Source organism: Nocardia sp. bgisy134, assembly GCF_965341865.1.
Classification (GTDB): domain Bacteria; phylum Actinomycetota; class Actinomycetes; order Mycobacteriales; family Mycobacteriaceae; genus Nocardia.
This window is the reverse complement of record NZ_CBDQZP010000001.1, coordinates 793,175-815,857: the sequence shown is the minus strand read 5'-3', so window position 1 is coordinate 815,857 and position 22,683 is coordinate 793,175. Positions and strand designations below refer to the sequence as shown.

General features: G+C 69.0%; 18 protein-coding genes and 2 pseudogenes. 12 read left to right on the top strand and 8 right to left on the bottom strand.

Going from position 1 to position 22,683, the window contains the following annotated elements; all coding sequences use genetic code 11:
• Nucleotides 1–3: 3 nt before the first annotated feature.
• The 4 genes from ACRWNM_RS03630 to ACRWNM_RS03615 all read right to left on the bottom strand — a co-directional run bounded on the left by ACRWNM_RS03630 (nucleotide 4) and on the right by ACRWNM_RS03615 (nucleotide 5,134).
• On the bottom strand, nucleotides 4–1,302 hold the full coding sequence (locus ACRWNM_RS03630; protein ID WP_431963400.1) for a PQQ-binding-like beta-propeller repeat protein: 1,299 nt from the start codon (nucleotides 1,300–1,302) through the stop codon (nucleotides 4–6).
• Between the two features lie 145 nt (nucleotides 1,303–1,447).
• On the bottom strand, nucleotides 1,448–2,548 hold the full coding sequence (locus ACRWNM_RS03625) for a branched-chain amino acid aminotransferase (protein ID WP_431963398.1): 1,101 nt from the start codon (nucleotides 2,546–2,548) through the stop codon (nucleotides 1,448–1,450).
• A gap of 145 nt (nucleotides 2,549–2,693) precedes the next feature.
• Nucleotides 2,694–3,794, bottom strand: coding sequence for a glycine cleavage system aminomethyltransferase GcvT (gene gcvT, locus ACRWNM_RS03620; RefSeq protein WP_431963396.1), 1,101 nt, complete (start codon nucleotides 3,792–3,794; stop codon nucleotides 2,694–2,696).
• Nucleotides 3,795–4,522: 728 nt separating this feature from the next.
• Nucleotides 4,523–5,134, bottom strand: a complete 612-nt coding sequence (locus ACRWNM_RS03615) for a GNAT family N-acetyltransferase (RefSeq protein ID WP_431963393.1) — start codon at nucleotides 5,132–5,134, stop codon at nucleotides 4,523–4,525.
• A gap of 89 nt (nucleotides 5,135–5,223) precedes the next feature.
• Here ACRWNM_RS03615 and ACRWNM_RS03610 point away from each other — a divergent pair, with 89 nt between their 5' ends.
• Nucleotides 5,224–6,030 carry a TetR/AcrR family transcriptional regulator gene (locus ACRWNM_RS03610; protein WP_431963391.1) on the top strand — a complete coding sequence of 269 codons (807 nt, stop codon included), beginning with the start codon at nucleotides 5,224–5,226 and terminating at the stop codon, nucleotides 6,028–6,030.
• Nucleotides 6,031–6,039: 9 nt separating this feature from the next.
• Nucleotides 6,040–7,551, top strand: a complete 1,512-nt coding sequence (locus tag ACRWNM_RS03605) for a leucyl aminopeptidase (RefSeq protein WP_431963389.1) — start codon at nucleotides 6,040–6,042, stop codon at nucleotides 7,549–7,551.
• 357 nt (nucleotides 7,552–7,908) lie between these two features.
• On the opposite strand, the gene ACRWNM_RS03600 is transcribed toward ACRWNM_RS03605, so the two are convergent.
• The 3 genes from ACRWNM_RS03600 to ACRWNM_RS03590 form a co-directional block, all read right to left on the bottom strand.
• Nucleotides 7,909–8,493 carry a hypothetical protein gene (locus ACRWNM_RS03600; RefSeq protein ID WP_431963387.1) on the bottom strand — a complete coding sequence of 195 codons (585 nt, stop codon included), beginning with the start codon at nucleotides 8,491–8,493 and terminating at the stop codon, nucleotides 7,909–7,911.
• Between the two features lie 205 nt (nucleotides 8,494–8,698).
• The gene (locus tag ACRWNM_RS03595; RefSeq protein WP_431963385.1) at nucleotides 8,699–8,986 is read right to left on the bottom strand and encodes a hypothetical protein; all 288 of its coding nucleotides are present in this window, start codon (nucleotides 8,984–8,986) and stop codon (nucleotides 8,699–8,701) included.
• Nucleotides 8,987–9,592: 606 nt separating this feature from the next.
• Nucleotides 9,593–9,955, bottom strand: a complete 363-nt coding sequence (locus tag ACRWNM_RS03590; protein WP_431963383.1) for an oxidoreductase — start codon at nucleotides 9,953–9,955, stop codon at nucleotides 9,593–9,595.
• 258 nt (nucleotides 9,956–10,213) lie between these two features.
• Here ACRWNM_RS03590 and sucB point away from each other — a divergent pair, with 258 nt between their 5' ends.
• The 6 genes and pseudogenes from sucB to lipA all read left to right on the top strand — a co-directional run bounded on the left by sucB (nucleotide 10,214) and on the right by lipA (nucleotide 16,604).
• Nucleotides 10,214–11,986, top strand: coding sequence for a 2-oxoglutarate dehydrogenase, E2 component, dihydrolipoamide succinyltransferase (gene sucB, locus ACRWNM_RS03585; RefSeq protein WP_431963381.1), 1,773 nt, complete (start codon nucleotides 10,214–10,216; stop codon nucleotides 11,984–11,986).
• Nucleotides 11,987–12,007: 21 nt separating this feature from the next.
• A complete protein-coding gene (locus tag ACRWNM_RS03580) occupies nucleotides 12,008–12,916 on the top strand; it encodes a TIGR01777 family oxidoreductase (RefSeq protein WP_431963377.1) in 909 nt (302 codons plus the stop codon).
• Between the two features lie 270 nt (nucleotides 12,917–13,186).
• Nucleotides 13,187–13,780, top strand: coding sequence for a DUF4291 domain-containing protein (locus ACRWNM_RS03575; protein ID WP_431963375.1), 594 nt, complete (start codon nucleotides 13,187–13,189; stop codon nucleotides 13,778–13,780).
• A gap of 306 nt (nucleotides 13,781–14,086) precedes the next feature.
• Nucleotides 14,087–14,608 (top strand): N-acetyltransferase family protein, encoded by a 522-nt coding sequence (locus ACRWNM_RS03570; RefSeq protein WP_431963594.1) that lies wholly within the window; start codon nucleotides 14,087–14,089, stop codon nucleotides 14,606–14,608.
• Nucleotides 14,609–14,724: 116 nt separating this feature from the next.
• A pseudogene (gene lipB / locus ACRWNM_RS03565) lies at nucleotides 14,725–15,480 on the top strand (lipoyl(octanoyl) transferase LipB); the annotation flags it as partial.
• 83 nt (nucleotides 15,481–15,563) lie between these two features.
• The gene (lipA, locus tag ACRWNM_RS03560; RefSeq protein WP_431963373.1) at nucleotides 15,564–16,604 is read left to right on the top strand and encodes a lipoyl synthase; all 1,041 of its coding nucleotides are present in this window, start codon (nucleotides 15,564–15,566) and stop codon (nucleotides 16,602–16,604) included.
• A gap of 531 nt (nucleotides 16,605–17,135) precedes the next feature.
• Here lipA and ACRWNM_RS03555 read toward each other — a convergent pair.
• Nucleotides 17,136–19,928 (bottom strand): ATP-binding protein, encoded by a 2,793-nt coding sequence (locus tag ACRWNM_RS03555; RefSeq protein WP_431963371.1) that lies wholly within the window; start codon nucleotides 19,926–19,928, stop codon nucleotides 17,136–17,138.
• A 322-nt stretch (nucleotides 19,929–20,250) separates the two neighbouring features.
• Between ACRWNM_RS03555 and ACRWNM_RS03550 the strand changes: the two genes are divergently transcribed.
• From ACRWNM_RS03550 to ACRWNM_RS03535, 4 genes and pseudogenes are all read left to right on the top strand, one after another.
• Complete coding sequence (locus ACRWNM_RS03550; RefSeq protein ID WP_431963369.1) at nucleotides 20,251–20,607, top strand: VOC family protein; 357 nt, start codon at nucleotides 20,251–20,253, stop codon at nucleotides 20,605–20,607.
• Between the two features lie 92 nt (nucleotides 20,608–20,699).
• Entirely contained in the window at nucleotides 20,700–21,305 is a 606-nt protein-coding gene (locus ACRWNM_RS03545; RefSeq protein WP_431963367.1) for a glyoxalase, read from the top strand.
• Between the two features lie 84 nt (nucleotides 21,306–21,389).
• Nucleotides 21,390–21,839 carry an iron chaperone gene (locus tag ACRWNM_RS03540; protein WP_431963365.1) on the top strand — a complete coding sequence of 150 codons (450 nt, stop codon included), beginning with the start codon at nucleotides 21,390–21,392 and terminating at the stop codon, nucleotides 21,837–21,839.
• Nucleotides 21,840–22,298: 459 nt separating this feature from the next.
• A pseudogene (locus ACRWNM_RS03535) lies at nucleotides 22,299–22,616 on the top strand (radical SAM protein); the annotation flags it as partial.
• Nucleotides 22,617–22,683 lie beyond the last annotated feature (67 nt).

The following is a 22,683-nucleotide window of genomic DNA, read 5'->3' as shown; positions in this document are numbered from 1 at the left end:
GTCTCAGCGATGGAACTCCAGCGCAGGCCGACCGTCCCGTTCGGCCTGGACGGCCACCCAATCCGTCCCGGCGCCGCACAGATAACCGCGGTACCGCTGGAGCTCCCGGCCGGATTCCCGGTCGAAGACGACGGTGACGTACCCACCCTCCGCCGTGAGGAAGCCGCCGACCACAACCCGGTCACCCGCGATGATCGTGCGCCGCTGCCTCATCGCCGTCGACTCGAAGCCCGGATCCGGAACAGTCCACTTCATCGCGCCGGTCTCGATGTCGAACAACGACAGCGCACCCTGATCGGCGAACTCGCTGAACAGCAGTGATCGGTCGTCGCCGTCCAGCGGGCTACCCGTGCCCGAGCCGGTCCACACCGTCGTTCCGGTGGCGAGGTCGAACAGTTGCGGCGCACCGGAATCGGTGACCGCCGCGATGCGGGTGCCCGCGCCGACGAACTGGGTCCCGAAGTCCGGGCCGAGCATGTTCTGACACTCGCCGTTCTTGCGGCGGCCACTGTAGACCGCGCCGCTGTAGCGTTCGGCGCCGCCGCGCGCGTCGGTCGCGGTGATCGCGACGCGGCACTCATCGCTGCCGGACGAGGCGTGATGATCGGTGATCACCAGGAGGTCGCCCGCAGCGAGGTTGTACCAGGCGTGGTGCTCGGCCCGGCCCGGGAGGACGGTTCCCTTCGCCGCCTCGACAAGCGCCCACGGGCGCTCCGCTGCGGAGGCTGGGTCCTCCACGGCGATGGCCACCAGCGCCGGTTCGGCGGGGGCACGACGGTGCCAGACGCCGACGGTGTCGCCGTCGACCGATCCCCGAGCCGGCGCGGGCCACGTCGGCGCTCCGGATCGGATGTCGAGCCGCAGGGAGGTGCAGTCGTCGCGGCCGCGCGCGCACTCGACCATGTAGATCGCTTTGTCGAAGACCACAACGTCATCGGCGCTCGCCTGCCACAGCGTCCGGCCATCGGCGGCCTCGATGACCTCCACCAGCGCCGGTTCGCTGGGTTTGCCCTCGTTCTCCAGGAAAACGACGGTGTCACCGCTCACCGCGTAGGAGTAGTCGCTCGGTTTCGTCTTCGGCACTCTTCGCCACAGCTCACGACCGGTGGCGCGGTCCACAGCGACCAGCGCTTCTTCGCTCGAAACCAGGACAGCACTGCCCGCCACCGAGATCCACGAGTCCGCCGAATGGTCGAAGTCCAGACCGGCTTTCGACCACGTCGGCTCGGGGTTGGCGGGATGCCCGGTAGTCGTCGCCGGAGTAGCGGCGGACGTGGTGGTGCGAACTACGTTGTCCGGCACCGAAGTTCCACCACTACAGGCCGAAACACCCAGGGCTGCCGACAAGATTCCGGCCGCGATCGATGTACGCACTGCGTCCCCCCAACTTTCCCGGCTGTCCGACAGCCGAGGCTACGGCCCGCCCACGCCCAAGGGCGGGCCAGTCTCACATACCGCGCATCCAGCCGTGCTTGTCTTCGAAGGTGCCGCGCTGGATACCGGTGAGCGTGTCGCGCAGCGCCATGGTGACCGCGCCGGGTTCGCCGCCGCCGATGGTGAATTCGCCCTCGGTGGAGCGCACCCAGCCGACGGGGGTGATCACGGCGGCGGTGCCGCAGGCGAAAACCTCGCTGATCTCACCGCTTTCGGCGCCCTTGCGCCACTCCTCCACCGAAACCTTGCGCTCCTCCACGGGGTAACCCGAGTCGGCGGCGAGGGTGAGCAGCGAATCGCGGGTGATGCCCGGCAGCAGCGAGCCCGACAGTTCGGGAGTCACCAGCCGCGCCTCGGAACCGGAGCCGAAGACGAAGAACAGGTTGTTGGTGCCCATCTCCTCGACGTAGCGGCGCTCGCAGGCGTCCAGCCACACCACCTGGTCGCAGCCCTTTTCGGAGGCCTGCGCCTGGGCGAGCAGCGAGGCGGCGTAGTTGCCCGCCACCTTGGCCTCGCCGGTGCCGCCGGGCGCGGCCCGCACGTACTCGGTGGACAGCCACACCCGCACCGGCTTCACGCCGCGCGGGAAGTACGCTCCCGCGGGCGAACCCAGCAGCAGGTACTTGTAGGAGGCGGCGGGCTTCACACCCAGGCCCGCCTCGGTGGCGAACATGAAGGGCCGCAGGTAGAGCGAGTCCTCGCCGCCCGCGGCGGGCACCCAGCGCTCGTCCACTTCGAGCAACTGGCGCACCGACTCGATGAACAGCTCCTCCGGCAGCTCGGCCATCGCCATACGCCGCGCCGACTTACGGAAACGGGTCGCGTTCGCGTCGATCCGGAAACAGGAGACGCTGCCGTCGCTCTGCCGGTACGCCTTGAGACCCTCGAAGATGGCCTGGCCGTAGTGGAAGACCATGGTGGCCGGGTCCAGCGCCAGTGGACCGTACGGCTCGACTCGCGCATTGCTCCAGCCTTCGCCCGCGGTGTAGTCGATCGACACCATGTGATCGGTGAAGAACCGGCCGAACCCCGGCGCCGCCAGAATCTCCTGTACCCGCTGCGCCGGCGCGGGCGCAGGATGCGGAACATGGGCGAACTGTGCGGCAACGGTCATGCAGGTGATCCTATCGGTGCCGGATTTCCTTCCGTCCACCTGTCGGGAAACGACTCGGCGACCGCGCGGCGCCGCCGCCGAGTGACCACGTTCCGATCCAGCGCGCCGGACTCGACAGCCCGCGGCGGACGCGATACCCAGCGGCTCAGGCGGTGCGCGCCTGGACGAACGGCGGCTTGACGATCTCGCAGCGCAACCGTCGGCCGCGCACGTCCACCTCGACCTCGTTGCCCGGCTCGAGGTCGGCGTCGGTGTCGAGCAGGGCGAGCGCGATGCCGACCTTGAGCGTCGGCGAGAAAGTGCCCGAGGTGGTCTCGCCGACGGGTTCGCCGTCGCGCAGCACCGACTGGCCCTGACGAAGCACGCCACGGTCGAGCGCCTTGAGCCCCAACAGGGTTCGCCGCGGTCCCGCCGACTTCTCCTTCTCCAGTGCGGCTTTGCCCCAGAACTCCGGCTTCTTCCAGCCGACCGCCCAGCCCGCCCGCGCCTGCACCGGCGAGATCTCCAGCGACAGTTCGTGCCCGTGCAGCGGGTAACCCATCTCGGTGCGCAGGGTGTCGCGCGCGCCGAGACCGGCGGGCTGGCCGCCCGCGGCCTCGACCTGCTCGGCGAGCGCGCGAAACACCGCCGCGGCGTCGGCCCAGCGCGGCAGCAGCTCGTAGCCGTGCTCACCGGTGTAGCCGGTGCGGCAGACCCGGACCGGACGCCCGTCCCATTCGGCGTCGGCGTAGGCCATGTACTCCATCTCGGTGGGCAAGCCCAGCGCGGTGAGCACCTCGGTCGAGCGCGGGCCCTGCACCGCGAACACCGCGTACTCCCGGTGCTCGTCGGTGATTGTGATGCCCTCGGGGGCCGCCGCGCGCAGAGCCGCGACCACCGCCGCGGTATTCGCCGCGTTCGGCACGAGGAAGATCTCGTCGTCACTGACGTAATAGGCGATCAGGTCGTCGATCACGCCGCCCTCGGGCGTACAGCAGAGCGTGTACTGCGCCTTGCCGGGACGGATCCGGCCGAGATCGTTGGTGAGCGCGGCATTCACGAACGCCACCGCGCCCGGCCCGGCGACCGTCGCTTTGCCGAGATGACTCACGTCGAACAGACCGACGGCGGTGCGCACCGCCTGGTGCTCCCCGACCGTGCCCGCGTACGAGACCGGCATCTCCCACCCGCCGAACGGCGCGAACGTCGCGCCCAGTTCGACATGGACATCGTGGATCGGGCCTTGCAGCAGGTTCGTCTCGGTCACCCGGCGAGCTTAACCGCTGCACGGGGCGGTAGGGCCGCGGTACGGGCGCCCGCACGACGACGTCGTTGCGCGGCGGCCCGGCGCAGCACCGCTTGTCCGGATCGATCCGATCCGAGGCGTCAGCCGCAGAACCACAGCCGAAGTGGGCCCGTTGTCGGGCAACGTGTGTCGCGCGGCCTCCCTGCGCACCGCAGCTCGGCCGGACCGGTCCACCAGTCACATCAGCCGCGGAACCACATCCGAATGAGGGGCAGGCGAATCGTCAGGCACCGCGCGCCGTGCGACGTCCCGGCGCACTGCCGCTCGTCCGGACCGGTCGTCCGGCGCGTCAACATCCGAATGAGAGTGGGCCCGTCGTCGGGCAACGCGTGCTGCGCGGGCTCCCGGCGCACCGCCACTCGAGCGGACCGGTCGTCCGGCGCGTCAGCAGCGGAACAACATCCGAATGAGAGTGGGCCCGTCGTCGGGCAACGCGTGCTGCGCGGGCTCCCGGCGCACCGCCACTCGAGCGGACCGGTCTAACCGTTACGTCAGCCGCGAAACCACAGCCGAAAGGGCAGACGCATCGTTGGGCACCGCGCGCCGCGCGGCCTCCCGGCGCACCGCCACTCGACCGGACTGGCCAGTTCCGAGGCGTCAGCCGCAGCACCGCAGCCAGATGGGCCCGTCGTCGGGCAACGCGCGACGTCCCGGCGACTGCCGCTCGCCTGGGCCCGGTTGCCCGCGCCTCAGCTGCGGAACCACATCGGGATGAGGGTAGGCCCGTCGTCGGGCAACGTGTGCGTGACGCCGGTGCGGACGAACCCGTTGCGGGCGTAGAGGCGGGAGGAGCGTTCGGTGCTGGCCTCGAGAAACGCGGTCTCGGACGCGTCGGAGAACGCCTTCAGCCGGTCGACAAGTATGGCGCCGCCCGCACCCTTGCCGCGGTGTTCCGGCACGGTGACGATCGCCTGGAGATAGCGGTGCGGGAACTCGCGCGGATGATGTTCGGCGAGCAGCGCGGTGACGGCGACCAGCCTGGTCAGCGGACGCAGGCCCGGCGCGGCCTCGGCCATGGCGCGGGCCTCGGCCGCCTCGGCGACGACCCGATCCGCCGAGGTCACCGTCTGCCAGAGCGAGACCGCCCAGATCTCGTCGCCCGCGCCCGCGAGCCACACCTCGTCGTCGCGGATGGCGCGTTCGACCAAACGCGGCGCGTGTTCGGTGCGAAAGGCCTCCGCGATCTCGGGGTGATCGGCGACCACCCAGGTCGACACCGCCTCGTCGACGGACCCGCGCGCGAACGCTGCCGCGATGGCGTCGATCTCATCGATATTGGCCCGCCGAACGGTTGTCTGCATGGTGAACCTCTCGATAGTGAACGGGGTAAACAGCCGACAATTTATGCAGCACAGCGCGCCGCGACCACCATTTCGTCACACTTGTTGGTGTGTCGAAATCACCGCCGTGCGCCACCTGCGGACGCGCGCTGATCCAGCCGAGCCGCGGACGTCGCCGACGCTACTGCTCGCGCTCCTGTCAGGCCCGCGCCTACCGGGCCCGCCGCGACCGGCGCGTTCCCGCCGCCCGTCCACGACCGGCCCGGCTCACCGCGGTCGGAATCACCCGCACCGCCGTCGAGATGACCGACCGCGAGAGCATCGACGGACTCACCATGCGCCGCCTCGCCAGCGAACTCGGCGTCGCAACCGCCGCACTCTATCGGCACTTCCCCGATCGAGAGGCGCTGCTCACCGCCATGACCGAGCTCGTCCTCGCCGAGAGCCCGCCGCCTGCGGAGCCCCTCGACTGGCACGCCGCCTTGACCCATGAGGCCGAACAGGAATGGCGGCTCTACCAGCGCCACCCCTGGCTGCTGCCGGTGCTGGCCCGCACCAGGCCGCCGGTCGGGCCCGCCCTGTTCGACATCCTGGAACGCTCGTTCACCGCGTTGGACGAACTAGGTCTGTCCCGCGACGACGCGCTCGCCGTCTACCTCGCCTGCTCCGGCCTCGTGCAAGGCCTGGCGCTGCTGTGGAGCGCCGACCGCGGCGGACGGGCGGCGAGCGCGCGACCGCAGGATTCCGAGATGGTGCGCGCCGAACTGGTCGAACTCGTCGTCGCCCGGCCGGTCCTGCGGAAACTCTTCGCCTCAGGCCCGCCTGGCCCGGAACTGGACTTCGACAAGCTGGTGAGCGAGGGAGTCGGCCTGCTGCTGGACGGCGTCGCCATGCGCCGCCTGAAGAAGACCGAATAGCCTATGCCAATGACCGCTGTTGCAGATCGCTCACTCGGACCGGAATTGGCGCGCACCGTAACCATCGGGCCGGACACCGACGTGCTGGTGATCGGATTGACGTCCTCGGAGAACGGTCCGTCGATCGCGCCCGACGACCTGTTCGGCGATGTGCTCACCGCCGACGTCCGCGCGGAGCTGCTCGACCAGCTGGGCGCGGTCGGCGCCAAGGGCAAGGCCGAAGAACTGACCCGGGTGCCCGCGCCCGCCGGGCTGGACAACGTCACCAGCATCCTCGCCGTCGGGCTCGGCGCCGCCGACAAGGTGGACGCGGAGCAGATCCGCCGCTCCGCCGGTGTCGCGGGCCGCGCGCTCGACGGCACCGAGCTGGTGGCGACCACGCTGTCGGGCCTGGATCTGGGCGCGGCGGTCGAAGGCTTCTACCTCGGCGCCTATTCGTTCACGCCGTTCCGGTCGGAGAAGTCCGCGCCCAAGGCGGACGAGCAGCCGGTCGCCCGGATCGAATTCCTCGTCCCCGAGGCGGACTTCGGCGAAGAGGCGCTCTTCCGCGCGCAACTGGTGGCCGAGGCCGTCGCCACCGCGCGCGATTTCGTGAACACCCCGCCCAGCCACCTGTTCCCCGCCGAATTCGCCTCGCGCGCCCAGGTATTGGCCGAGGCCGCAGGTCTCGAGGTCGAGGTGCTCGACGAAAAGGCTTTGGAGGCGGGCGGTTACGGCGGCGTGCTCGGCGTCGGCAAGGGCTCCTCGCGCCCGCCGCGGCTGGTGCGGCTCACCTACTCCGGCGGACCCAAGAAGATCGCGCTGGTCGGCAAGGGCATCACCTTCGACACCGGCGGCATCTCCATCAAGCCCGCGCAGAACATGGAGAACATGACCTCGGACATGGCGGGCGCCGCCGCGGTCATCGCCACCACCCTGCTCGCGGCCCGGCTGAGCCTGCCGGTCACGGTGAGCGCCACCGTCCCGATGGCCGAGAACATGCCTTCGGCCACCGCGCAGCGCCCCGGCGACGTGCTCACCCAGTACGGCGGCACCACCGTCGAGGTGCTCAACACCGACGCCGAAGGCCGCCTGATCCTCGCCGACGCCATCGTCCGCGCCGCTGAGGAGTCCCCCGACTACCTGATCGACGTCGCCACCCTCACCGGCGCCCAGATGGTCGCCCTCGGCACCCGCACCCCCGGCGTGATGGGCACCGACGAATTCCGCGACCGCGTCGCCCGCCTCTCCCGCGAAGTCGGCGAAAACGGCTGGGCCATGCCCCTTCCCGCCGAACTCCGCGCCGACCTCAACTCCAAGATCGCCGACCTCGCCAACGTCGCCCAGCACCGCTGGGGCGGAATGCTCTCGGCCGCACTGTTCCTGAAGGAATTCGTGCCGGAAGGTGTGCAGTGGGCCCACCTGGACGTCGCGGGCCCGGCGTACAACACGGGCGGGCCGTTCGGGTACATCGGGAAGGGCGGGACCGGTGTTCCGGTTCGGACGCTGATCGCGGTGATCGAGGACATCGCCGGGGAGTGAGTTCGCGGGTGCGCCGTCCTGTTCGGGGGCGGCGCGCCGTTGTTCTGATGAAGCCAGCCGACTACAGGGCAACCTCGGCGTCCTCCTGGACCCCGGAACCATCGATCGCGTAGCCAGGCGATGTCGGCATACGATCCGCAAATAGACGATGCTCCGCTCAACGCGAACCGAGTGTTCATGTTGAGTTCGACCTCGCCATGGGAGCACTTGCGACCAGAAGAGCGGGATCAGGCCGCATTCATCCTCGGCGGTGAGCACCCTGTCTCAGTCCGGGTCGGCCAACACGTCTCGGATCACGCGCGCTGACCGAAGCGAAGCGAATCCCCACTCGGTGACAGGCATTCGTTCGCCAACGAATTAGATGAACCAGCCTGGCTCAACCAGCTTGAACGTGACCCGGTAGCGGCCGGCGGCGCCGCTGAATTCGAGGACTGGCGTGGCCTGCGCGTTGGGAAAGGTCAGGCGTTGAGGCCGGCCGATGGGGTCGTCATTCCCTTTGGGAAATTCCATGTAGATGGTGTGGAGGCCCCGCAAGGTGTCCGACACAGTGTCGGCGAGAACGGCTGCGCGCTCGTTTGCGGGCTGCCCTGCGGTGCGGGTGAGGGCCGCGCTCCACGCACCGTTCAATGCGGTTCGGTACGCGGCGATCACATCGTCGTCAACGTCTCGACCGTTGTCCTTTTCGACCAGCTGCACTACGTACAGCGAACGGGGATCGTAGTCAGCGACCGGAACATCACGACTGCGTCTGTCTCCATCGTCCATCTCGTCCCAGAATCCTCCTGGTCCAGTGACGGTGAACTCGGTCTTCGAGGCAAGACCGATACCTGTCGGGATACTGCCTCGGAACAGCAACATGTAGATGTCGTCGGAGCCCCACTCATCCAATCCGCTACCGGTCTCATCGACGCACTTCATCACATCGACGGTTACATTCGCCATGACTTCGCCTCCTGTCGGTGAAAGAGAACGAGGTGTGCTCGGTCTCCTGGCTGAACTCCACTGCACGCCTACGTACCAGCGCGGAAAGCCCCCCGGCGCCCTGCTCTGGTCGTCGCGCCGCCCGCGGACACCCTCCGGGCGATCTCGATCGTCGACTCGTTGACAACGATGCGCTGGTCGGCGGGCACCTCGCCGATCTCGATTGCTAGGGGTTCCCGGTTTCGGTACCGCCCAAGAACAGTGAACAAAGCTCGGACCCCGTCTGGCCGCCGAGGAAGGTAGGGCCGATCGCAAAGCAGCCGTTCAAGAGGAACAGCCGCAAAGGCTCCAGAACGGGGATGGAGAAGACACCCGGGGGTTCCAACCCAGGCCCGTTCCAGAGTGAATGCGCAGGCAACACATCCGGATTCGCTGACGCAGTGGCAGGCACAGCAAGTACTACGGTCGCCGCGGCCATGGCCGCGGCGACCGCCGTGCTCTTGAACGTGAACATTGCATGATTCCTTCCGTGCTCGACGATGCGATCCCGAGCGTTACGAGTGATCCCGCCCAGCGCCGAGCGCCGTGCTGGCTCGTTCGGTGCTGTCAGTGCGCCGGGATTCCCGGCAGGACATGACTTTCGTGGACGCAGCACTGGATGGCTGGACAGTCGACGAACGCACCGATCCCGGCGCGCGCACTTCTCCTGGTGTAGACGATGAACACTTGCACTTGCAGCATTCGCCCACGTCCGACCCAACGCGCGAGTAGTGCCCTACTCGAATGCGCATGTCGAGAGTCTGCTGCGCTCGATAGACCGCAACCACAGCCGGTCGACCAGGCTGGAAGCCCGCATCGCGCCTGACTGCGGGAGGTAAGCCGGGTCCGGCAAACAACGCGCCCAGCACCGCTCAGCGGAAGCCCGGGTGGGTACCGAAGACGGACAGGTAGTCCGAGCGCACATCACCGAAACCAGACCGCCAGTCGAACTCACCGGCTCGCCCTGCCCGAAATCCTGGACAGCAACCGGCACACAGCCCAAAGACTCGTCACCGAACCGGATCACCGACCAAAGCGACCGCCCTCACCGTGTTGCGAGGCGTGCCAGGCCGAGAATCCCCTACAGATCCCGCAACTCCGCCTCGAACGCCCGCTGACGCTCAATCTTCTTCCTGGCGTCGTAATCCCGCATCCGCTGCGGATACCCCGTCTTGCGGACCTCGTACACCGGAATGCTCAGATCGCCTGCCAACCTTCGAGCCCCGCGCTCCCCGACGATCCGCCGCGTCCACTCACCGTCCGCGGCGACCAACACCACCGTGACATCTGTCATAGTGGTCTTCGGCTCCAGGTACCCCTCGACGCCGATGTGGGTGCGCATCCAGTCGGCGAGGTAGCGGGCGTCCTCGTTGTTCGAGGTCGACGCACGTGCGACGGACCCTCCCCGGTTCAGCGCGCCACGGAAACGATCGAGCAAACCCATTGACGCCGACCTCCTTCGTACACCGGATAAATGCTCACACCCGGTCCTCCCATACTGCCAGCTTCCCGGTAGAGACATGCCCTGTGCTACGCGCCACGCGGACGAGTGCAAGGATGGACCGCGGTACAAGAACCGCACAGATCTCCGGTGCCCACCAGAATGTTGGTGGCTTCCGGGTTTTCACCGCGACCAGCGGCGAGGACCCGCCAGAGATCAACTGTTGTAGAACCCGTCGAGCAGTCAGAGGAGTCAACGGACATGGCCTTCTCCGTCCAGATGCCGGCTCTTGGTGAGAGCGTCACCGAGGGAACGGTGACCAGGTGGCTGAAGCAGGAAGGAGACACGGTCGAGGTCGACGAGCCGCTGCTCGAGGTCTCCACCGACAAGGTCGACACCGAGATCCCGTCCCCGACGGCGGGTGTGCTGTCGAAGATCGTCGCCCAGGAAGATGATGTGGTCGAGGTCGGTGGCGAGCTCGGCGTGATCAGCGAAGCCGGTGAGGCGCCCGCCGCCGCACCCGCGCCCGCACCGGAGGCCGCGGTTCCCGCGCCCGCCGTGGAAGAGCCCGCCCCGGCTCCCGAACCCGAACCCGCCGCGCAGGCCCCGGCCCCGCAGCCCGCCGCCGCGTCGGCAGGCCCCGCCGAGGGCACCTCGGTGAAGATGCCCGAGCTGGGCGAGTCGGTCACCGAGGGCACCGTCACCCGCTGGCTGAAGTCGGTCGGCGACACGGTCGAGGTCGACGAGCCGCTGCTCGAGGTCTCCACCGACAAGGTCGACACCGAGATCCCCTCGCCCGTCGCGGGCACCCTGCTGGAGATCTCCGCGCCGGAAGACGAGGTGGTCTCCGTCGGCGGACAGCTCGGCGTGATCGGCAGCGGCGCCCCCGCGGCCGCCGCTCCGGCCCCCGCGCCTGCACCGGCTCCTGCTCCCGCCCCGGCCCCTGCTCCGGCGCCCGCGCCCAAGCCCGCCCCGGCCCCCGCGGCCGCCGCTCCGGCTCCCGCGCCCGCACCGGCCCCGGCTCCCGCCCCGGCCCCCAAGCCGGCTCCGGCCAAGGCTCCCGCCCCGGCCGCTGCCGACGGCAACGGCGCGACCCCGTACGTCACCCCGCTGGTGCGCAAGCTCGCCGAGGAGAACAACGTCGACCTGGCCACCGTGCAGGGTTCCGGCGTCGGCGGCCGCATCCGCAAGCAGGACGTGCTCGCCGCGGCCGAGGCCAAGAAGGCGCCCGCCCCCGCGGCCGCGCCCGCTCCGGCTGCCGCCGCGCCCACCAAGGCTCCGTCGGCTCCGGCCGCCGCGCAGCTGGCGCACCTGCGCGGAACCGTCCAGAAGGCCAACCGGATCCGGCAGATCACCGCCACGAAGACCCGCGAATCGCTGCAGACCACCGCGCAGCTGACCCAGGTTCACGAGGCCGACGTCACCAAGATCGCGGCGCTGCGTGCGCAGGCCAAGCGTGCCTTCAAGGAGCGCGAGGGCGTCAACCTGACGTTCCTGCCGTTCTTCGCCAAGGCGGTCGTCGAGGCGCTCGGCGTGCACCCGAACGTCAACGCCTCCTACGACGAGGGCACCAAGGAGATCACCTACCACGCCTCGGTGCACCTCGGCATCGCCGTCGACACCGAGCAGGGCCTGCTCTCCCCGGTCATCCACAACGCCAGCGACCTGTCGCTCGCCGGTCTGGCCCGCGCCATCGCCGACATCGCCGACCGGGCTCGCCACGGCGGCCTGAAGCCGGACGAACTGGCAGGCGGCACCTTCACCATCACCAACATCGGCAGCCAGGGCGCGCTGTTCGACACCCCGATCCTTGTTCCGCCGCAGGCGGGCATGCTCGGCACCGGCGCGATCGTCAAGCGCCCGGTGGTGGTGACCGACGAGACCGGCAACGAGTCGATCGGCGTGCGCTCCATGTGCTACCTGCCGCTCACCTACGATCACCGGCTCATCGACGGCGCGGACGCAGGTCGCTTCCTGACCACGATCCGTCACCGCCTCGAAGAGGCCGCGTTCGAGGCCGATCTGGGTCTGTAACCCGGGAAGGTTCGTCCCGCAATGAAGGTCGTGATCGCCGGTTCGTCCGGGCTGATCGGGACGGCGCTCGTCGCGGCCCTGCGCCGCGACGGGCACGAGGTGGCGCGGCTGGTGCGCCGTCCCGCCGCCGCACCGGACGAGTTCGTCTGGAATCCCGCTCGCGCCGAGCTCGACGAGCGGGCGCTGCGCGGGGCCGACGCGGTGGTCAACCTCTGCGGGGCGAGCCTCGGCAGGCGTCGCTGGAACGGCAGCTTCAAGCAGGAGCTGCGCGACAGCCGCATCACCCCGACCGACGTCCTCGCCAACAAGGTGGCCGCCGCGGGCGTGCCGGTGCTGGTCAACGCCAGCGGCGTGCACTACTACGGCGGCACCACCGGCGACCGCGTGGTGGACGAATCCTCCCCCGCCGGTTCGGGTTTCCTCGCCACGCTGTGCCGTGACTGGGAAGCCGCGACCGGTCCGGCCAGCGCCGCGGGCGTGCGCACCGTGCTCGTGCGCAGCGCCGTCGTGCTGTCCAAGCACGGCGGGATGCTCGGCATGCTGCACCCGCTGTACTCCCTCGGGCTCGGCGGGCGACTCGGCACCGGCCGCCAATACACGCCGTGGATCTCGATGGACGACGAGATCGGCGCGATCGTCTTCGCGCTCACCAACGACACCGTGTCCGGGCCGATCAACGCGGTCGGCCCGGCCCCGGTCACCAACGCCGAATTCAACCGCGCCCTCGGGCGCGCACTGCACCGCCCCACCCCGCTGGTGCTGCCCGCGTTCGCCCTGCGCGCGCTCGTCGGAGAGTTCGCCGACGAGGCCATCCTGCGTGGGCCCCGAGCCATCCCCACGGCGCTGGAGGAGGCGGGCTATCCCTTCCGCCATCCAACGATCGGCTCCGCCCTGGCCGCGACCATCGGCCGCGACTCGGACGACCGGTGATCCGCGTCCGCAGTGCCGCACCTGGCATTCCCACGGCCTGAGAAAGGCCGCTCCCCGCCGCCGGGCCGCGCTCGCCGCCGCCTGGATGAATGATTCCACGAGGCCGAACATTGGCTGCGGCCGTTGAGGTCGGTTGAGGGCCTGCTGCTGATGTGGCGGAGGATACGTTCGAGCCGACCGGCCTGCCTGGGGCGCGGTCGGAGCTATGCGGACGGCTACTCGGGCGAAATTCGATCGCCAACCGAGTCGATCGGCGGCACGCTCTTCGGCATGGAAGAACCACAACACAGGATTCGCGCGCTCCACACGGAATCCACCGTCACCGTCTACCAGGCGTACTCCCCGGTCATCGGCGGGCCCGCCCTCCGCGACGGCCGCTTCCCGGCGGCATGGAAACGCGACCGGATGACGTGGATCAAGCCGTCATTTCTGTGGATGATGTACCGCTGCGGCTGGGGTACGAAGCCGGATCAAGAGACCGTCCTCGCCGTGGAGATCTCACGTGACGGCTTCGACTGGGCATTGCGGCATGCATGCCTGTCCAGCTATAAGCCCGGGCTGCATTCCGACCGCAGCACCTGGCAACGCCAGCTGAAGGGCTCGCCCGCCCGAGTCCAGTGGGATCCCGAGCGCGATCTGCACCTGCGGCCCCTCCCGTACCGCTCTCTGCAACTCGGGCTCTGCGGCGAAGCCGTGCGACGTTACGCGGACGAGTTGACAGTCGACATCAGCGACGTGACTCCACTCGCCCGCGAGATTCACGCGCTGGTCAACGACGGCGACCTCGACTCTGCCGCCAAGCTCCTGCCCCAGGAGCGCCCCTACCCCGCCGCGGACGAACTGCTGGCGCATCTTCGTCCGTGACCGTGGTCTTCCGCAGGCGGTCCCACCTCCAGGCCAGGAGCGCTTCGGGGAACTGCGGCTGCACCCGCTCGCGTTGGCGGGCTGCCAGTCCCGCGCGGCCACGGGACCGCACAAGCGCTCACGGCGATAGCGGCCGCCGGACCAACTGCGGACAGCAGGTGACCGAACCCGCATTGCCGGGCGTTCCGGCACGCGCGATGATCGGATTCGAACACCAACCGGAAGGCCACACCGGCAAACACCTCGCACACTGCGCGGGGAATGCCGACCTCCTTCACCGAACCACGGAGAACCTCGTTGACCGCCATGGACACCCGCCACGCCACCGTCATCCGCGACGCGCACGAGGGTGACCTGCCCGCGGTCCTCGACATCCACAACGCCAACATCGCCACCTCCACCGCCATCTGGGACATCGACGAAGTCGGCATCGACGAGCGCAAGACCTGGTTCCGCACCCGCACCGCCGCGGGCATGCCCGTCCTCGTCGCGGAAGTCAAGGGCGAAGTCGCCGGCTACGCCAGCTACGGCCAGTGGCGGCCGAAGGTGGGATACCGCTACTCCGTGGAGAACTCGGTCTACATCGCCGACCGCTTCCAGCGCCGCGGCCTGGCCAGCGCCCTGCTCACCGAATTGATCGACCGCGCCGCCCGATCCGGTCGCGTGCACGCCATGATCGCCGCCATCGAATCCAGCAACACCGGTTCGATCGCGCTGCACGAGCGATTCGGATTCGTCGTCGTGGGTGAATTGCCGGAAGTCGGCCACAAATTCGGCCGATGGATGGACCTGACATTGATGCAGCTGACGCTGCCGGTCGAAGTCTGAAGCCGCCATTCCAGCGGACCACCATCTCTCTACCGACGGCTCGCCCCGCAAGCGTGTGGCATACCGCACACCGAGTCCCTGACGAGCTCGCAATCGCAGGGCGTACCGTCAACGACGTGAACGACACGCGCACCACCCGGTCCGCCCGCTTCGATCGCACCCCGATCGTCGTCGAGGATCTCGGTCTCATCGACTACCACTCCGCCTGGGACGTGCAGCGAACCATCGCCGCCGAACGCGCTGAGGGCATGGGATCCGACCGCCTGCTGCTCCTCGAACACCCCTCCGTATACACCGCGGGCCGCCGCACCGAGGAGGAAGATCTGCCCATCGACGGCAGCCCGGTGGTGCAGGTCGATCGCGGCGGGAAGATCACCTGGCACGGCCCCGGCCAACTCGTCGGCTACCCGATCATCCGGCTGGCCGAGCCCGTCGACGTCGTCCAGTACGTGCGCCGCCTCGAGGAGGCGCTGATCTCGGTGTGCACCGACCTCGGCCTCGTGTGCGGCCGGGTCGAGGGTCGCTCCGGTGTCTGGCTGCCCGCCGACGACTGGAACCCCGAACGCAAGATCGCCGCCATCGGCGTGCGCGTGCAGCGCGGCGTTGCCCTGCACGGTATCTCGTTGAACTGCAACTCCATGGACGGCTTCGGGGCCATCGTCCCGTGCGGCATCCGCGACGCGGGCGTCACCACCCTCACCCGCGAACTCGGGCGCGAAGTCACCGTCGCGGAGATCAAGCCGCTGGTCGCCGACGCGATCGTCCGCGCACTCGACGGCGAGCTTTCCGTCAGCGATCACAACCTCCCCCGCGCCGCGCTGAGCCCCGCCGACGCCAAAGCCGCCGACGGAACCACCGGCGCAGGCGATACCAAAGCCGCGGGCGTCGAGGCGGTCGGCAGCACGGCCACCGCCACCCCGGAAGCGGGCGACACCCGAGGCGTAAGGTCGATGCAGTGACCTCAGTCGACACCCCGACACCGCACAGCGCGTCCGCACCCAACGGCCGCAAACTCCTGCGCATCGAAGCCCGCAACGCGGAAACCCCCATCGAGCGCAAACCCAAGTGGATCCGCACCCGCGCCACCATGGGCCCCGAGTACACCGAACTCAAGGGCCTGGTGAAGCGCGAGGGTCTGCACACCGTGTGCGAAGAAGCGGGCTGCCCCAACATCTTCGAATGCTGGGAAGACCGCGAGGCCACCTTCCTCATCGGCGGCGAACAGTGCACCCGCCGCTGCGACTTCTGCCAGATCGACACCGGCAAACCCGCCGCCCTCGACCGCGACGAACCCCGCCGCGTCGCCGAAAGCGTCCAGGCCATGGGCCTGCGCTACTCCACCATCACCGGCGTCGCCCGCGACGACCTCGAAGACGGCGGCGCCTGGCTCTACGCCGAAACCGTCCGCGCCATCAAAGCTTCGAACCCCAACACCGGCGTCGAACTCCTCATCCCCGACTTCAACGCCGACCCCGACCAACTCGCCGAAGTCTTCTCCTCGCGCCCGGAAGTCCTGGCGCACAACCTCGAGACCGTCCCCCGCATCTTCAAGCGCATCCGCCCGGCCTTCCGCTACGAGCGCTCCCTTGCGGTGCTCACCGCCGCCCGCGAAGCAGGGTTGGTCACCAAGTCCAACCTCATCCTCGGTATGGGCGAAACGCCAGAGGAAGTCACCCAAGCCATGCGCGATCTGCACGAGGCGGGTTGCGACATCCTCACCATCACCCAGTACCTCCGTCCCTCCCCGCGGCACCATCCCGTGGACCGCTGGGTCAAGCCGGCGGAATTCGTCGAGCACTCCAAGGTCGCCGAAGAAATCGGCTTCGCCGGAGTCATGGCGGGTCCGCTGGTCCGCTCGTCCTACCGAGCGGGACGCCTCTACGCCCAGGCCATGACCCACCACGGTCGCGAAATCGCCCCCACCATGGCCCATCTCGCCGAGGAAGGCACGGCTTCCCAGGAAGCCTCCTCCGTCCTCGCCCGCTTCGGGAGTTGATCTGGTCGTCCGCAGCGTACGCGTACCGCGGGGTATTCCCGACCGTCGCGGTGACGCATAGCCCGGACGCGCAGACAGCGAGTCGGCCAGAACATCACACAGTTCCTCGTTAGCCGCGGAAGGCGTCGGCGCCGTGGGAGCTCTCGACCGGCGGATGGTCAGAGTGGCCGAACTTGGTTGTCGACAACACCGACCCAGATGTAGTCGCGTGCTCTGGTCAGCGCGACCATCGTCTGTCGGGCAGCCAGTTCGGCTCTGTCGCGTTCTGCCCCCGTCAGTTCGGCGACCGGTAGGCCGGAGCGAGTGATGATGTGGAAGACCCGGATCCGGGTTCAGCGCGATCAGCATCTCCACAGGATCAGAATCTGCGTTGTCCACTCGACGGACATCGAACGGGGTGGTCGTCCGCCGGAGGGAGCACCATCCCGACATTCATCGGGATTGGTTCAGCTCACACATGGCGGTCCGAGCCCGCGTCCGGGACCGGCCCAACTAATTGCTCGACCGTGAAAGGAACCGGGCGACAAGGGCCTACCACGCGAGCGGCGCCATCGGGGCGAGGCCGAGATCGGCGAGCGCTTCCGCGCCGGATGCGGCGTGGTCACCGCCGGCGAGCAACCGGGTCCGCGCCGACTGGTAGCGGCAACCGGCGGCGTCGAACGCATCCGCTGTGGCGAGGAGTCGCCGCCGGTCGCGAGCGAGCAGCGCGTCGGCTCGGTCCACGATGGCGACGGCGACGGGGTTCCCGGCCACGATGGTCCTGGCCTCGATCACGCGGTCGCCTGCGTCAGGACTCCCAGCGAGTACGGCGGCTTCGGCCCGCAGTGCCACATACCAGTGCAGCCAGATCCACGTGACCCATCTCCACACCTCCCCTGGCTCCGGCGACATCCGGTGCAGCGCCTCCTGCGCCTGCCCGCGATGGAGCATGGCCAGCGTGTCGAAGACCGCGCCGTAGCCATGGGTGTGCCACGGTGAGGCGCCGATTCGACGCAGGACCGCTTCCCATTCGTTGCGTGCGTCGTGGTCGTCACGCAGGTCGTGGATCATCACCACACCGGCCACCGCCGGACCGAGAATCTCCTTGGCGGGGCTGCCTGCCCGCTGCCACGCTTCGAGGAACCGGACACCGTGGGTGAGTATCTCGCCGACATTGCCCACCAATGCCTCGACTACCAGCAGCCAACTGGTGGCACGATGGCCGACCTCGGCCAGCAACGGGTGCTCCGCAAGTTGCCGCGCCCACCGGCGGGCGCCCGGCAGGTCCCCCGCACCGAGGCTGGCCTCGGCAGCTTCGCCGAGCGCTTCGATCAGCTCGTGAGTGGCGGCCGGAGTGGGAGATGCTGACTCCAGCAGCGTGATTCGCTGCCGCGCCGTGGCCGCGGCAGCGAAGGTGTCACCGGCCCAGCTCTGGGCGCCGGCGAGCGTGTCGAGTGCGGCGGACTCGGCGAGTGTGTCGCCGGTGCGGCGCGCCAGCTCGACCGCGCGTTCGGCGCACGCGATCGCCGGTACGGCATCGGCGGCGGGAAGCTGGGCGGTGAGAGCCTCGGTAAGCACCCGCCCCGCCTCGGCCAGCGCCACCGCCGCCAGCGCGGCGGGGTCGTCGCCCGCCAGCTGCCTCGCCTCCGTGATGAGTGCGCTCGCCTCCTCCGGTGGCAGGGTGCGGACGAACTTGCTGGAGAACCGGTACGCGTTGGCGGCGGCGGTCGCCAGGTCGCGGGCGGCCCCGGCGGTGTCGCCGGACCGGTGGGCGGCGTCGGCGGCCGCACGATTCAGGCGATACATATCGTCGCCGCGCATCTGGCATCCGGCCGCGGCGGCGGCGTGACGCAGCATCAAGGCGGCGGCCGTATCGTCCGCGAGGGCCGCTGCCTGCTCGTAGCGCATCTGGGATTCGCCGATCAGGTTACGGCTGAAAAGCAGATCTGCCAGGTGCCGGGCGAGCCGGTGCGCGTCCGTGCGCTGCTCCGGCCGCTCGGCCACCCAGCTCATCGCGGCACGGAAGTCGTCGGCCACCGCGTCGAACCGTGCGCGCCTTCCCTCTCCCACCTCCGCCAGGTTCGCGGCCTCGACCACGCACCAGCGCACGTGCCGAGACCGGGTGTCGACCAGCTCACCGGCCTCGGCGAGTTGCTCCATCCCGTACTGCCGGATGGTTTCCAGCGCCCGGTACTCGGTCCCGCTCGCCGAGGCCGTCACCACCAGCAGGCTCTGCTCGGCGAGCCGAGCCAATCCGTCGGCCACCACGCCTTTCTCGGACTCGACCACCTGCGCCGCCGCCCCGATGCCGAACGACTTCATGAACACCGACACTCGGCGCAGCAGCATTCGATCGTCCGGATCCAGCAAAGCATGACTCCAGTCCAGCGCCGCCCGCACCGAGCGGTGCCGGTCTTCGGCGCGGGAGCCGCCCGCGAGCATCCGCAGTTGGTCGGACAGCCCGGCTTCGAGGCCGTCCAGCCCCAATGTGGTCCAGCGGGCGGCGGCCAGCTCGATCGCCAGCGCCACCCCATCCAGCCGCTCGCAGAACACCGCGACCTGTTCGCGCAGTGCGTGATTCGGCGGCCAGCCGCTCGCCGCGGCGCGGTCCATGAACAACGCGACCGCATCCGAATCGCCCGCGCCCGCCAGCGACATCGGCGCGACCGGGTACACCCTTTCGAACGGCACCATCAGCCGGGCCCGGCTGGTCGCCAGCACCGTCACCCCGGGACAGGCCGCGAGCAGCCGTTCGACGAACAGCGCGACCCCATCGCGCACATGCTCGCAGTTGTCCAGCACCAGCAAGGCGCGCCGGTCGGCCAGTGCCGCAAGCACCGACTCGTCCATGCCACGACCCGGCTGCTCCCCGAGTCCGAGCGCCAGCGCAACCGTACCGGCGACCACGCACATGTCCTGGTTGGTGACCGGTACCAGATCGACGAACCACACCCCATCGGGATACGCACCAGCCGCCTCCGCGACAACCGCCAACGCGAGCCGGGTCTTGCCCACTCCGCCTGGGCCGACCGCGGTCACCTGGCGATGCTGCTCGAGCATCGCCAGCAACTCGGCGCGCTCGCGCGTCCGTCCGATGAACGACGTCAGCGGCGTCGGCAGCACCGGAGCCGTCCGCGACCGTCCGGCACCGGCCGACTTCGAGGCGTGCTGGGCGAGCGCCCGCCGATCCGGAACCTCCAGCTTGCGCAACAGCGAGGACACATGGCTCTCCACGGTGCGCACCGAGATGAACAGCCGAGCACCGATCTCGGCGTTGCTCAGATGCTCCCCCACCAGCGCCAGCACCTCGGCTTCCCGCGCCGAGATCTCCACCGTTACCGTCATGACCCTCAATCTTCCATCGCTGCGTCGTGATCCTAGGCCCTGCCTAGAAATTCGGCCGGATGCATCCGTGGCTCACATCGCGGCTGGGCGCCCGAGACCGGGGTTGCGTCGGCGAGATGGCAACGCGATCTGGGCCGCGGAGGCGCCGGATAGGACTTCGAGACAGGGCCTGGTCCGCGGTCGGTCCGTGGTGGCTGTCCGTGATCCGTGGGCAATCCGTGGACGGTTCCGTGGTCGCCACGGATGTGGGCAGGGGCCGCCGGAAGAGAAGCTGTGAATACGTCCGGTTCACCAATCGGGACCCACGCATTCAGGAGTGATCATGACCAGCTCTTCCACCCAGGGAATCAAGACCGTGCTGCATCCGGTGTCCGACCTGGCGGCGGCAAAGACGGTGTACACCGCACTGCTCGGCGTCGCGCCGCAGACCGACTCGCCCTACTACGTCGGCTTCGAGGCCGGGGGCCAGCACATCGGACTGGTCCCGGGCGGCGGACCGCAGAGCATGACCATCTCGGTGGCCTACTGGCATGTACCGGACATCGACGCCAAGCTGGCCGACCTGACCGCCGCGGGCGCCACCGTGAAAGAGGCCGCGCGCGAGGTCGGCGGCGGCCGTCGGGTCGCCACCGTCACCGACGCCGACGGCAACGTCCTCGGCCTCATTCAGGACCGATGAGCACGGACCACCGAACCACCATCAGCAACACCTCACCGCCCCGGGCATCCAGGGCACCCACCCCAGACACCTACAAACCTAAGGGAACTGCCATGACCTCCATCGATTACATCACCCTCGAAACACCGGAGCCCGGGGCCGCCGAGATCTACGACGCCGCCTTCGGTTTGGGCGACAAGGTGCGAGTCCGCGCCGCGACGGCGCCGACGACCGGATTCCGTGGATTCATCGTGTCGCTGGTGGTGTCCGAACCCAGCACCGTCGACAGCCTCGTCGGCACCGCGCTCGACGCCGGCTTCACGACGGTGAAGCCGGCGAAGAAGAGCTTCTGGGGATACGGCGGCGTCGTCCAGGCCCCCGACGGGGCGATCTGGAAGATCGCCACCTCGCAGAAGAAGAACACCCTCCCCGCCACCCGCGCGGTCGACGACGTCGTGCTGCTGCTCGGCGTCGACGACGTCAAGGCAAGCAAGCAGTTCTACATCGACCACGGCCTGACCGTCGGGAAGAGTTTCGGCAGCAAGTACGTCGAGTTCACCGCCCCGGGGTCGCCGGTCAAGCTGGCCCTCTACGGACGCCGTGCCGCTGCCAAGGACGCCGGCGTCTCACCGGACGGCACCGGATCGCACCGAATCGTCATCGGCACCAAGGCCGAGACGTTCACCGACCCCGACGGGTTCGCCTGGGAGACCGTCTGACGTCCCGGGTCGACGGCCCCGACTACACCGGTCCCCCCATCGAGACCATCGCTATCAACCACTGACACAGAAGGATTCCGGCTGATGACCACCACGAAGACCAAGTCCGCGGTCGCGTTCACCGACGAAGAACGCACCGCGATGAAAGAGCACGCCCAAGAGCTGAAGACAGCCGCCCGCCGCGGTTCCCGCGCCACCAAGGCCGACGGTGAGCAGGACGTGCTCGCGAAGATCGCCGAAATGACCGAATCCGATCGCGTCCTCGCCGAACGAATCCACGCCGTCATCACCGCGAGCGCACCGGAGCTGACGCCGAAACTCTGGTACGGCATGCCCTCCTACGCCAAGAACGGCAAGGTCGTCTGCTTCTTCCGCAGCGCGGAAAAATTCAAGTCGCGCTACGCCACACTCGGTTTCGAGGACAAGGCGAACCTCGACGACGGCACCCTGTGGGCGACGTCGTTCGCGCTGGCGGCATTGACCGCCGACGACGAAGCGATGATCGGCGAGCTGGTGAAGAAAGCAGCCCGCTGAGCGCCATCGGCCTGCCACCGTCTCCGGTGGCAGGTCGGCCCGCGCTTCCACCAACGGCCCAGCCGTTTCGGGCAACGATCGAGCTTCCCTCGCAGTACCCTCGTCGGTTGCGAGCAGATCGACCAAGCTCGATGTCAACTATCGGACCACCGCGGATATCCGGAGCTGGTACCTCGGTCTGATGCTCGGCGAAACCATCGATGCCATGGACGAGAGCCTCGATTCGATCGCAGGCTGCCGGTCCGAGGTCGATGGTCCCTCACCCGTCCTGCACGAATGCACCACGCAGAGCGACGAACACACGCGGATCGTCGCCACCGCCGAGGAATCGATCGCCCGCGGAGTCGAACCCGGCGACATCGGCGTCGCCACCCGCTTCAACAACTTTGCCGACCGAATCCGCGAGCAGCTGGGCACCGCGGGGATCCCGGTGTCGAGTCTGGCGAAAACGACCTCCGCGTCCAGGCCATGGGCCTGCGCTACTCCACCATCACCGGCGTCGCCCGCGACGACCTCGAAGACGGCGGCGCCTGGCTCTACGCCGAAACCGTCCGCGCCATCAAAGCTTCGAACCCCAACACCGGCGTCGAACTCCTCATCCCCGACTTCAACGCCGACCCCGACCAACTCGCCGAAGTCTTCTCCTCGCGCCCGGAGGTCCTGGCGCACAACCTCGAAACGGTCCCCCGCATCTTCAAGCGCATCCGCCCGGCGTTCCGCTACGAGCGCTCCCTCGCGGTCCTCACCGCGGCCCGCGAAGCAGGGCTGGTGACGAAGTGTGCGGACCGCAATCCCGGCCCGGACTGACCGCGAACAGTCAGCGGCTTGCTGCAACCAGGTCGGG